This window comes from Desertivirga xinjiangensis (genome assembly GCF_024436435.1).
GTDB classification, from domain to species: domain Bacteria; phylum Bacteroidota; class Bacteroidia; order Sphingobacteriales; family Sphingobacteriaceae; genus Desertivirga; species Desertivirga xinjiangensis.
The window spans coordinates 160,474-173,772 of record NZ_JAFMZP010000006.1; the positions used below are offsets into that span (position 1 = coordinate 160,474).

General features: G+C 41.2%; 8 protein-coding genes. 1 reads left to right on the top strand and 7 read right to left on the bottom strand.

The window, feature by feature from the left end:
- Positions 1 to 93: 93 nt before the first annotated feature.
- The 4 genes from J3P37_RS15970 to J3P37_RS15985 form a co-directional block, all read right to left on the bottom strand.
- Complete coding sequence (locus J3P37_RS15970; protein ID WP_256012353.1) at positions 94 to 1,920, bottom strand: FAD-dependent oxidoreductase; 1,827 nt, start codon at positions 1,918 to 1,920, stop codon at positions 94 to 96.
- Positions 1,921 to 2,012: 92 nt separating this feature from the next.
- Positions 2,013 to 2,921, bottom strand: a complete 909-nt coding sequence (locus tag J3P37_RS15975; protein ID WP_256012354.1) for a DUF5017 domain-containing protein — start codon at positions 2,919 to 2,921, stop codon at positions 2,013 to 2,015.
- A gap of 27 nt (positions 2,922 to 2,948) precedes the next feature.
- Positions 2,949 to 4,754, bottom strand: coding sequence for a RagB/SusD family nutrient uptake outer membrane protein (locus J3P37_RS15980; protein ID WP_256012355.1), 1,806 nt, complete (start codon positions 4,752 to 4,754; stop codon positions 2,949 to 2,951).
- Positions 4,755 to 4,765: 11 nt separating this feature from the next.
- Positions 4,766 to 7,912 carry a SusC/RagA family TonB-linked outer membrane protein gene (locus J3P37_RS15985; protein WP_369414089.1) on the bottom strand — a complete coding sequence of 1,049 codons (3,147 nt, stop codon included), beginning with the start codon at positions 7,910 to 7,912 and terminating at the stop codon, positions 4,766 to 4,768.
- Between the two features lie 546 nt (positions 7,913 to 8,458).
- On the opposite strand from J3P37_RS15985, the gene J3P37_RS15990 reads away from it, so the two are divergent.
- On the top strand, positions 8,459 to 9,670 hold the full coding sequence (locus J3P37_RS15990) for an ROK family transcriptional regulator (RefSeq protein WP_256012356.1): 1,212 nt from the start codon (positions 8,459 to 8,461) through the stop codon (positions 9,668 to 9,670).
- 8 nt (positions 9,671 to 9,678) lie between these two features.
- Here J3P37_RS15990 and J3P37_RS15995 read toward each other — a convergent pair whose 3' ends face one another.
- The 3 genes from J3P37_RS15995 to J3P37_RS16005 form a co-directional block, all read right to left on the bottom strand.
- A complete protein-coding gene (locus tag J3P37_RS15995) occupies positions 9,679 to 11,571 on the bottom strand; it encodes a beta-N-acetylhexosaminidase (RefSeq protein WP_256012357.1) in 1,893 nt (630 codons plus the stop codon).
- A gap of 28 nt (positions 11,572 to 11,599) precedes the next feature.
- A complete protein-coding gene (locus tag J3P37_RS16000) occupies positions 11,600 to 12,775 on the bottom strand; it encodes a copper amine oxidase (RefSeq protein ID WP_256012358.1) in 1,176 nt (391 codons plus the stop codon).
- A 124-nt stretch (positions 12,776 to 12,899) separates the two neighbouring features.
- Entirely contained in the window at positions 12,900 to 13,286 is a 387-nt protein-coding gene (locus J3P37_RS16005) for an alpha amylase family protein (protein ID WP_256012359.1), read from the bottom strand.
- Positions 13,287 to 13,299 lie beyond the last annotated feature (13 nt).

Consider the following 13,299-nt stretch of genomic DNA (forward strand, 5'->3'; position numbering starts at 1 on the left):
CTAGTTAGGTTCGCCAGAAGATATTTCTGCGCGTGAAAATTCCCTCAATACTTCCTAACTAACCGATCTTTTCATATTTATAGTTTTACAGATCTACTTACTAATAAGACTTCCTGTAAAATCGATTTCCTGTTTAAAGGGGTTCAGGTATTTATCAATTAGCACCGCAGCATTCCTCCTGTTAAGCTTCCCCGTCAAAAAGCCTTTTTCTTCCTGCAGAACCCGGGCCTCTGTTATGCTCTTATCTATCAGTAAAAAGGTTTCTGTCAAAAACTTTAATGTAAGAGGTTCTCCTGATGCCTGCACTGTATTCAATTGCGGATAATACGTTTTTAGACCACTTACAAATTCATATTCACTTATTTCCCTTTCAGGATAAAACCATGTTTGATTAGCCCATTTAAATGGAAGACCAGTTCCTTTCAAGATTCCTGTAGAACCAATCCTTTGGATAGCCTGAAAATCCGTATCTGCAGGTTTGATATCAATAAATGGCATCAGGTAAGCTTTTGCATCCAGCAATGCCTGCTGCACCTCCCTAATGTTCACCTGAGCAGGTTGAATGTTTCTTTTTATTGCAATAGCTGCCAGAGTTCCTGCTGCCTGACCTATGGTGATCACCACAGGTTGTAAGCGGGAAGCACCATTTACAATATTGCTAACACTGATACTTTTTTCAGCTACTATCAAACCCTCCTGACTTGCCGGAACCAATGCTCCTAAAGGAATATTATACGACGGCACTTTAATTTTTACAAAATCTATTTGCGGAGCAGAAGGATTTTTCAAATGGTGATGATCAATAGTATAATCTCCTACAGCTATACCGGTACGATATAAAGCCTCCTTCTGACTGTACGGCATTGAAACATGATTCAGGGTTAAAGTAACCTTCCCCTTCATCCGGCGGCTTTCGCGGTGATAAGGTATCATCGGAAGTTTATCCGCCGTAGGAAACTCATCATCAGCCAGGCCCAAATTCTTGTAACCAAGTTCTGTTTGAAGATAGTAGACAAATCTAAGTGTGTGTAACTTTGCTTCTTCTAACACCTCTTTCCGTTCAGCGGGAGTCTTACTAATAATGTTCAAGTAGATATCATTGCCAAATTTTGGCCAGTTTATCATATACTTGTTATTTGGCAGTCGCCCATACTGCATCATCTTATAGCAGTTATTATTGGCATTATCAAAAGCCGCCGGATCAGAAACGTCGCAGCTTCCTGCAAATTCAGCCGCTCTATAGCCTGCGGGTTCGGGAATAGTCTTGTCCACGCCTTTACCATAATCTTTCAGGATAGCTACATAAGTCATGTCCTGGATGATATCATTGGCCTTTTCAGGCGCATACTCCTCTCCTGTTTCGAAGCGGCTATCCATTCCAACTCTGTACTCCACTCCTATGGAAGCCATCAGATCGCCCAATTCCGTGGCATCCAATAACAGCTTGGATTGCACCAGCTTTTTCTTACCGTTTGAGACCAGTGTAACATTCCACTTGCCATCTTTCCTTTTCACCTCCTTCCACGTTGTTTTGTACCAAACGGAAAGATCCTTTTCTCTCGCTAACTCTTTCAAAATCCGGTTACCCACAGAAGGTTCAAACAGGGTATTGCTCACCCATCCGGTTTCAACGGCCGCCGGTCCGCCATAGTAATTATACAATTTCTCACGAAACTCTCCCCATAGGCCAGAGGGCATGTTATGATTTCCATCAATTGCAGATACGCCAGCTGCTGTCAGCATCCCTCCTAACCAGTCCGTCTCCTCTGCAATTATTGTTTTTACCCCCATCCTGGCCGCCTGAATTCCGGCCGTAGTACCGCTGGCTCCTCCACCAATGATTAACAGGTCGGTCTTAATTACCTGTGCCGATAACTGGACTGAGAAAAAAATAAATAAGCCGCAAAACAATCTGATCATAAAACTGATGGTGTGTAGGTCCGAATTTCTCGGACCTAAATAACGATATTTATCTCAATTGATCAATATCTTTTTTAATTTTTTTAAAAAGTCTACTTGACCGTGACCTGCACTTCTTTTACACTTTTCCTTTGATTAGTATCTTCGGCATTTGTCGCCACAAATGTGACTGTGTAAACCCCTGGGGCGCTAAAAGCATATTTAAACGTTTTTCTCATCGGCTCTAAAAACGCTTTAATACCAGTGCCTAAATCGGGAGTAACTGTGGTAGGGAACAATGCCTTAGTAACAACCCAATCTTCAGACTTTATCACACTGCTGGCCGGAACGAAAAATAGCGATGGCGCAGCAGCTTGAATCGTCCATTTATTCGCCGGGTTGGCAAAATCCAACCCTATCCATCCAGCCGTAGTTATTGTAGCTCCGTTTAGTACAGTATTATCTTCCAATGTATTCGTTAGATTAAAAGAATATACTCTCCATGTCCTCTGGGACGTTGGACTAACTGGTTGTCCCAGGTATTTGTAAGCGAAATACAAAGGTTTTCCCGAAACTATGAGGTCTGAAATGTCAACTTTCCCAGAGGAAGTACGCACGCCATTTGCACCTGCTGCTGATGTAGATAGAGTAAACCGTTTAGTTATGTCAGACCATTTAGCAGCCCTTACGTTTGTAGTATCATAAACATTATTAAAGTCGGTCGATACTAAAACGCTCAAATTGTCAGGCTGAGATCCAAATAATACCTGTGTTTCCATCTCTAATTCAAGCTTACCACTTGCTTCAGTTCTATTTTTAAACTGATATTCTTTTCCTTTCTCTCCGGAATAAAATGTGATAATATCTGCATGCCCCGACAACGTAAAAGAGACAGAGTCACCAACCTTATACTCCTGCTTCTCTGTTTTTACATCGAAAGAAGGGGCTTCTACTTCATTACTGCATGAAAACAGCAGAGTTGAAGATATCATCAGACCTAATAAATACTTTATCCTATACATAAATATGCAATTAAGTTGTTCCTAATTTTACCAGCCGCGGTTTGGTATAATATCCCGGTTTGAATTCAATTCAGCTGCGGGGATCGCAAACAGGGTGTCCTTTTCTGTAACATTTTGGCCAGACCTTGCTGCATATGTCCATGCAGGCAATGCTGTGGTCGCAATTTCATTCGCAATTGATTTCATTGTTAAATAAAATTCGCCCCAGCGGATCAGATCAAATCTTCGCAAGCCCTCATATCCTAACTCAAGACCCCGTTCCTTTCTAACTGCTCTTCTGAAATCCTCTTTTGTGGCTATATCAGCAGCCGTGAGGTCGGCGTCGTTTGTGTTTTTGTCCGTCATAACGGCCGTAGCGGTGGCTGCTACACCTGTAGCGGACAAACCTCCACTAAATGATACCGAAGGTGCAGAAGTATAGCCGCTACCCATTTCACTCATATATACCGCGGTCACCTTACCTCCGGCAACCACTGCGGTGCCTATAGCTCCTGATCCGCCCCCGCCGGTGAATGTCACAGTCGGAACTGAGACATAACCACTACCACCATCGACAATTTTCACATCCCGTACCAGCTCCTGGCCGAGGTTCTTTCCATAAGCACGGCGTCTTACTTCATTAACTGCATCAATGGCTGTTTGAGGCGGAACAAGAGTACTCATTTCATTCTCAGCCTCTGCCAGCATAAGCAGCACGTCAGAATAACGAAGTATTGGAAAATTGATTTGAGTTGTTCCATTAAATCTTGGCAAAGGCTCAAACTCCCTGCGCCATTTTGCATCATAACGATTATATATTTGAGCAGGAGTATATGCGTTTTTAGCCCCTGTAGTGCCATAGGAAAAAGGACTTATCGTCCAGTCTCTGCGCAGATCTTTGGAGTCAAACAATTTATAGTATTTTTCTGTGGTGTGTTTAGCACCATAACTATATCCAATTGTTGCATTGGCACCGATTCCGTTTATCGATCCCAAAGACCCCTCTTCATCCTGTGTTCCATTCCTGAGACCGAACTCCACTTCCCAGATAACTTCTTTAGTGTCATACTTATTTGACGACATATTAATAAACACTTGCCTGTAATCCGGATTAAGAGAATGCCCAGCCGTTTTTACCATTTCCGCCCATTTCTTAACCTCAGCATATCTCGACACATCCCTTAATGGAGCCCCTGCCATTTTCAAATTCACTCTTGCCAAGATTCCCCAAACCACGGATTTCGTTACACGGCTTCCATAAGAATAATTAGCTATTGGATATACCATCTCTGCAGCCTTTTCCATATCGCGAACTATCTGTTCATAGGTAGTTTTGTAAGGAGTATTCGGGAAATTCACTTCCGATGTTGATGCTGTCGCAGTTAAACGCAGCGGAACATTTCCCCAGTTCGACACGAGAAGAAAATAATAATAGGCGCGAAGAAACAAAGCTTCTCCCTCGGCAGCCTTTTTCTTATTTGCATCCATATTCGCATTTCCAATATTCTCGAGCAGCATATTGGCCCGGTTGATTCCATTGTATAGAGCAGTCCAGGTGTCTGTCAGCTTAGTATCCGAAGGGTTATAGTTATATAATGCAATATCCTGGGTCCAGGTAGATAGGGCAACAAAACTGTCATCTGCCACATCCATCTCGAAGTACAAGTTCCTGCCGTAAGTGGCCGACTTACCAAGGACATCATATACACCGGAAAGAGCTGCATTTACATCCGCTTCATTCTTAAAGAAATTCTTAGGTGACAAGGAATCTGTTGGCACAACATCGAGAAACTTGTTACACGATGTGGATACTACGAGAAATGCAATTAGTATAGTGTTAAAAATACGTTTCATAAATTTTGAATTTAGAAGCTAGTGTTTAAACCAAATGTGATTGTACGAGCTCTTGGATAAGCTGAATAATCAAAACCGGGTGTCAGGGCACTGTTTCGCACAGAAACTTCAGGATCATAACCGGAGTAGTTTGTCCAGGTATAAAGATTCTGTGCCGACACGAATACTCTGAAAGTATTTATTTTAACCCGCTTTAATAGGTTTGCCGGTAAGGTATAGCCCAGTGATACGGTTTTCAGCCTTAAAAATGAACCGTCCTCAATTATTCTGGTTGAATAGGACTTTAACGAAGAGCCTCTTATAGATCCAGCTCCCGGAATATCCGAATCCTGATTCTCAGGCGACCATCTGTTAACATATGTGGCATACTGATTATACCCATACTTATATGCAGATTCGAACAGGATACGGTTGGCATTGATTATATCATTTCCATACGACCATTGAAAAAAGACACCTAGATCGAAATTTTTAAATCTCAAATTATTTGAGAGCCCCCCAACATGCACTGGATTTGGATCGCCTATTACAACCTTGTCACTTTCATTAATGATCAGGTCTCCGTTCATGTCCCTGTACTTAGCATCCCCCGGTTTTACGCTAGATGCCGATCCTGAGCCACCATTCGCGGTGACATCGCCTTTCAGAGTATAGGTATTACCAACCTGTACGAAATCTTCATATTTATAAACTCCATCATACACCAGGCCATAAAATTGCGCGATAGGCTCACCGATTCTGGCTACATATCCTGTGATATTTTTCCAGTCGTCTCCCCATGATTGAACAGATGGCAGATACGTCTGATTTTCCGCTAGCTCAAGTATTTCATTTCTGTTGAAGGCGATATTAAAATTTGAGGTCCAGTTGAAGTTTTTAGACTTAAGAGGTGTTACAGAAGCACTTATTTCAAGTCCCTCATTTCTCACCTTGCCAATATTTTTCATCCCCCTGTTGTATCCGGTGCTAGGGGATAAAGTAGCATTTAGCAATAAATCCCTTGTATTCTTGCGATAGAGATCAACTCCCAGGGTAAGACGGTCTTTAAAAAAGCCGAGATCTAGTCCGAGGTTTGTCTGTCCAGTTACTTCCCACTTAAGATCCTTATTACCCAGACTTGTATAAACAACACCTTTCGAATCTGCATTGTTAAACATATATCCCGGCGAATTATTGATCGGATATGAGACATCCGTGTTGATGGAGAACAAAGCCGGATAGGCGGCAAAGTCGCTAAATCTATTATTTCCGGTTACTCCCCATGAAAGTCTCAACTTAGCATTAGAAACATAAGTCAGGTTTTTCATGAATGTTTCGTTATTTATTTGCCAACCGAAAGCTGCTGAAGGAAAGTACCCCCATTTATTATTACCTATAAATCTGGATGAACCATCTGCACGCATTGAAGCGGTAAATAGATATCTGTCAGATAATTTGTAATTTGCACGCCCTATGAACGAAGCTGCTGACCATTCACCGGTTAAAGAAGTTATAGCAAGAGGAGTTCCTTCATCCAAACCACTGATACCTAAGCTCTCACTGGGTAAAAGTACGGATGTTGCACCGAAAGCGGAGCTTTTGCCTCCTTCAAGAGTAAATCCGCCCATCACATCAAAATAATGTCTGGCATTTAAGCGTTTCGAATACGTTAATGTGTTCGCATTTTGCCAGCCGCTCGAGGTATAGATCGTCTTACTTCCATTGACCAGGTAATTTCCAGCGATACCACTTCGGGACATCGAGCCATTAAAGAGCTCAAATTCACGATTTCCGCGGTTTATACCGGCAAGAACTTTTAATTTTAGTTCTTTAGAAAAACTATACTCTGCGAAGCCATTGGCATTCAGATTATTTGAAAAATGCTCTCTTAATTCGTTTTTGCTGGTTAATACCGGGTTAAAAGTAAAGTTCGAAGCTTGTTCAACCTCCGGGTCGTTTGCCAGGTCAAGAAGATTCACCTCAGGAGAAACGGCAAGCGGGCGAAAAGCCCAAACGTTAAACATCAAATTTATTTCATTACTAAAATTTCCCGTTGAGGTAGGGCTTCCATAAGTCTTAATATAAGCATAATTAGCATTAAGTCCAACTTTCAGACGATCAGAAACCTGCTGATCTAGAGAAAGTCTTCCCTGGGTACGAGCAAAGCCTGAATTCATAATTATACCATTTTGATTGGTATGAGATAAAGAAGCACTGTATTTTGTCTTGTCCGATCCACCGGCAAGAGACAAATAATGATCGGTCATAAGCGCCTTCCTGGTCACCTGATCTTCCCAATTTATTCCCTTAACATTGCGATAGTCCTCCAATGTTCTGCCATCTTTGAAATATAATTCTTTCGTTTTTACAGGATCGATCTCATTCTGCAAGTTCACAAACTCATAAGGGCTTAAAACGGCAAGCCGCTTATTATTTTCTTGCGAACCCAGATAGCCATTATATGTAATGAGCGATTTCCCGGCTTTACCCCGCTTCGTGGTTACCATTATCACTCCATTCGCCCCCCTCGCTCCATAGATAGCCGTCGCGGATGCATCTTTTAAGACATCGATCGACTCAATATCATTTGGATTAATTGTGTTCAGTGGATTCACGGCACCATTATTTGCATCTTCAAATGGAAAACCGTCGATAACAAACAACGGATAGTTAGTTTGGGTGATTGAATTATTACCCCTGATCGTGATGTTAATGGTTGATCCCGGCTGACCTTCAGCTGATGTCACCTGCACACCTGCAACCCGGCCGGCCAGAGCCTCATCAAACGATTTCACTGGGGCACCTTTAAGATCAGCTATGTCAACACTCCCAATAGCCCCGGTAATATCCTTTCGAAGCACCGTCCCATAACCGATGACCACCACTTCGTTTAATTTAGAAGAACTTACAGTTAAGACAACGTTTAGGGTCCTCTTTCCAGCGATTGAAACTTCCTTATTTTCGAAACCTAAGTAGGAGAAAAGCAAGGTTTCATCAAATGATTCTACCGGAATTTTAAACTTCCCGCCAGCATCAGTGCTAATACCATTCGTTCCTCCCTTCACTTTAACAGTTACGCCTATTAAGGGGCTTCCATCCTGATCTTTGACAATACCCGAAACAGAGTTACTCTGTCCCCTAACTTCTGCATACTGACAAAAAATAAGTATCATAGTCATAATGACACTTGCTAACCTTCGTCTTTGAGTAATTAATTGCTGCATAGCATACGATTAAGATTAATAATTTAAGAAAACCACCCATCAGGCTTTAAACATCCAGATATAAGACAAATATAAATAAAAAAACTACCTTTTTAAAAAAAATTAAAAAGAAAAACTTAATATCTTAATAATATTTTCAACATTTTCACCAGTAAATAGCAATATAGACCTCGATTCCTAAAAAAAACGTCTATTTTTTTGAAAAACGAGCAAAACTTGCCACGCCAGAAACGCACTTTTATGGAGACACCATAGTCCGACTAGCTAAATAAATACCAATAAATCCCCCAATGGCGATTATTATAATCTCAGATCTTAGTCGTACTTGATAATTTTGAAATGGTCTATAGTTTGTACGGCGCAATATAAAATCATTTTTAGTTAATGACAAGCAACTTTTATATTTTTTTTAATAAGTATTAATATTAGATCTGCCGCTGTTAATTATTTAGAGGATAATTCTTACTATTGTAATGCTATATAATCAGAACTTATCTTGCAATGACTTTTTTTGAAGAATTGAATAATGAGAGTATTACAGGTGTTGCCTATAAGAACATCAATTTAAAAAAATCGATAATCTCATTTTTTGCTAATACTGGAAATTCAACTATTGCGGATCTATGCAAGGAACTGACCCTTAGCGCACCTAAAGTAAACAACCTGATCAATGAATTAATTTCAGACGGTTTGGTAAAAGACTACGGCAAGGTTGACTCTACGGGTGGCCGCAGACCCAATATCTACGGTTTATTACCTGAGTCCGCTTTCTTTGTTGGCGTTGACGTAAAACAAAATCATATCAATATCGGCATTTCGGATCTCCAAAAAAACATGGTTCGCATGGTTGAAGACCTGCCATACCGGCTAAATAACAACCAGGAGTCTCTGGAAGAACTTTGCTCTCTGATATCAAAATTTATCGAGGAATTCCCCGCACCTAAAGATAAAATCCTGGGGATAGGAATAAACTTATCGGGAAGAATAAATTATGCCACGGGCTACAGTTACAGTTTCTTCCATTTTCATGAAGAACCTTTAAGTAAAGTTATTGAATCACTCCTCGGTATAAAGGTATTCCTCGAAAACGATTCAAGAGCAATGGCATTCGGAGAATTTTCTTCAGGGGTAGTTAATGATGAAAAAAATGTATTATTTCTAAATCTGGATTACGGGTTGGGCATGGGCATCATGCTAAATAGCCAGTTATATTATGGCAAATCAGGCTTTGCCGGCGAATTTGGGCACATGCCCATTTTTAAAAATGAGATCATTTGTCATTGCGGCAAAAAAGGCTGCCTGGAAACCGAAGCCTCAGGATGGGCACTAACCAGAATGTTTAGAGAGAAGATCAACGAAGGTTCAACTACTGTATTGAAAACGAAGACGACACAAATAGAACTCGAAAACATCCTGGAAGCAGCGAACAACGACGATACTTTAGCCATAGAACTGATTGCACAAATAGGTGAAAACCTGGGGCGCGGCATAGCTTTATTGATCAACATTTTTAATCCAGAGCTGGTAATCCTTGGCGGAAGCCTGGCTACCACAGGCGAATTTTTGAGATTACCAATAAAGAGCGCTGTAAACAAATACTCTCTTAGCCTGGTAAATACAGATACGCAATTAAAAGTTTCAAAATTAGGCGAAAAGGCCGGAGTCATAGGCGCCTGCTTGCTGGTGAGAAACAGATTACTAGCCTTAAACTAAGAGGAAATTCAGTTATTCGACTTAATCCTCTTATTTAGCTCTGCTAGTGGCAGATTAATAATCCTTCCCATTTGTTTCCGACCTTTATAGGAAACTACTCTTATATGATGCGCGCCTTTGGGTATTTCCAGCGGGACACCGCGGTATTCAGGATAAAACCTATCCGGATCAGTATCATCGAAGCTATAAAAAACCCTTAAACCACCGATTTCATTTGAAATATCCACTTTTAATGAGTCCCCTGCTTTTGCAGCCCGGATTATTGGCTCATAAAACGCCTTCGAATAATTCACATTCGCCGAATCTAACCTTGGAAGATGTTCTTCTAATCGCGCGATGAAACCATCCCAGCCCCGTACAGACTTAGGAGACCAAAAAACTTCCGATAACGCTATAGCTCTTGGGAAAGTCATGTACTGTAGTTTTCTTTCATTGGCTACCTGTTCAGTCCATAGACAGCCCTGTCCTCCAAGCACATTCTCGTGGTTAACACCGAAGGGACTCAAGTCCCAGTTGTAAGCGTTTGTTAATCTTGAAACTGAGAAAAGCCCATTTTCCAAAACGACATCATTCTGGTAAAAATCAAGGTAGGTATTTGCTGCCGGAGCCATCACCACTTTGTGTCCCTTCACCGAAGCTACTTTTCCCCCTTTCATATCCTTCCAGCTAATAAGCGCAAAACTTGTATCCAGATCTCCATCCAAATTCTCATACCAACCCATCACTTTTTTCCCTTTGCTCTGAACGATTTTTGCAACCCTGTTCAGAAAGTACCTTTGAAGTCCTTCTTCATTTTTTAATCCTTCTTCTTTAATCCTTTTCTGACAAACGGCACATTTTTTCCAATACGTTCTGGTAACCTCATCCCCGCCAATATGAATGTATTCAGACGGAAAAAGCGATGCAACTTCCTCAAAAAGCTTATCCAGAAACTGGTAGGTCGAATCATTTCCAACACATAACACATTGGTCCTGCTTATATTCCATGGGTCGCCTGCCAACACTTGCTGCTGTGTCTTAGTACAGGAGAGATTAGGATAGGAAGCTATTAAAGCCAAGCTATGTCCCGGGACATCAATTTCAGGCACCACCGTTACAAACCGATCTGCAGCATATGAAATAATCTCTTTTACATCATCGAGGGAATAAAACCCACCATCTGTAGCTGCTTCGCCAGGCTCAGGCTCTTTGAAGCCATTCCAATATCCCGTTCGGGGAACATGCCAGGCTCCAACTTTAGTAAGCAAAGGCAAGCCCTTCAATTCCACCCTCCATCCCTGGTTGTCCGTCAGATGAAAATGAAAAGTATTAAGCTTGTACTTCGCTATTTGATTAATATAGGACTTAATTACTTCCTTTGAAAAGAAATGGCGACTAACATCCAGCATTAAGCCCCTCCATGAAAATGCCGGGTAGTCTGTTATATTTAAACACGGCACCTTCCAACCGGTACCAGCAGAGAACCTACTACTCTCTGCCGCTGCAGGTAATAATTGCATCAATGATTCAAAAGCATAAAACCAGCCCTTCGGACTATTGGCACTGATCAATATCTCACTGCGGGATACCTTCAAACCATACCCCTCCTCTCCCAGTTCCTTTACATGCCTTTCATTCAGCACAAACACCACCGAAGACTTCTTATTTCGTTCAACAACTGGTAACTTTAAACCTGTTGAAACCCGTAGGCGTAAGGCAAACTGCTCGACTAAGGCCTGATGGCTGCTATATTTGGCAGCTAGTACAAACCTGGTTGCCGGTTTAAACTCGAACTCCCTTTCGAGAACCTTCATACTAACCGGAACAGGTATGAGGGCCACTTGTCTTTGCGCAAAGGTTTGCCCCACAAGAACGAGCGTCATCTGCACAAGCAGACTTGTCGACAATATGAACTTTTTCAAAACGAAAGAAATGTTCTTGATCTATGAACTATTTCATATCTACAGGAATAAAAATCAATGGAGTCGGCAAACATGACGCTCCGGGAGGAGAGTAAGTTATGTTAAGCGTTTGCTCTTCACCATTAGCCGCCGGCGCAAACACCTGCACTAATACAGCTTCTGGCGCTCCTTTAGTAGTAAGCTTATCTGAAGGTAATTTTATTATACCTTCATCAAACTTTCCTTTGCTTACCACCATAGTGGCAGCCATGCCATTACACCACTTATTATCAGAAGAACGGGAATTCCAGGTAACCAATGCCAGTCCTTTACCGTCAGTACTTTTCCATTTCAAATTTATTGAATACATTACTCCGTAGTTGCCGGCAAGTTTCGCTTGCTGTCCTCTACTGCTCTCTTTTCCCAATACCCATGGATCTATTTTACCATCAGCAAGCATTAAATGAGATGTACCGTTTTTGGTATCAAGCACTCCTTCAGTATTAACTTCATAGTTACTCACACCGAACAAACCTCTACCTGCACCACTTTGTCCTTTGGGCGGCAAAATATTCTTCACTTGTTTTAACGCATCAGGACCGCTTATTGAAGGGGCAGTTTGTATGATACTGATTTCAGCAGGTTGATCAATCACAAATTCATAAAACCCATGAACCAGCTCATCATACTTCACTATGTTCTTTTCAAGCTTTTCATCTATTGCAATTGCCTCTCCTGGCTTTACCGTCCTGATCTTATCATCCCCTTTTGAGGCAAAGTAATCTGCTAATCCTTGTTTACCTATCTGGAAATAGTTAGCACTCGGCTTTTGAGAAGAATACTTCAACATCCGGATATTCATTTTTGATGTACCTAGATTTTTGATAACAGCCGTAATTTTGCGATCAATTTTTGCCGGTTCAACCACACCGTTAACATTATAAACATATAACCTGACCGCACCTGGTACTACCTTTTCCTGCAAGGCTATCCCTTCGGGAACGCGGATATATTCGGGATCGTCAGAGATTATATACTGAGGCCCGGGCAATACAACTTTCTGGTAATTAATCAAGGGTAGATTTTCTGTGAGAAACCCATCCAGCTTAACTATCGTACCTTGCTTTGCTAACAGAATCTGTTGATTCTGTTCTTTAGAGATTGTTTGTGCGTTGATAGTTAATCCCGAAGAAAGCAGAAGAAAAAGCAAATTTCTTTTTTTCATTAAAGAGGTTACAGTTTGAATCATCTATTGTAATATATAAGTGTATGTGACTAAGCAATAACTATGGTAAATATATAATTATTATTAACACTTAGCAACTTTTTAAATATTTTTACAAAGACTACTAATCAGCACTTGTCCCTGCTTTTATGGCGTTCCATAAGCTTACTTTCATTCTGTTGTAAGGGGGACTATAAGCATGCACCACATCAAAGAGCATAACCCCGTCAGACTTAGAAAGGACTAGCTTAATCGCTTTTGATAGATCACCCTGGCTTGCCCAGCTCAGATTTCCCATATCAATACTTCCGTATAAGGGCAATTTATCTTTGGTCACATAATTACCACCATTTATTGAACCCTCGATACTCCACCAATGGTAAGCAAGGCCAGTAGAGGCCGGGTTGTCATTAATCAACAATTGAGTGAAATAATTTCCTGTCATTAAAAGATCTAGCTCTTCAGCCAGGCCAGAATCTTTATAACCAGGAACTGCCCAGTCGAAACGCACACTAGGATCCGAG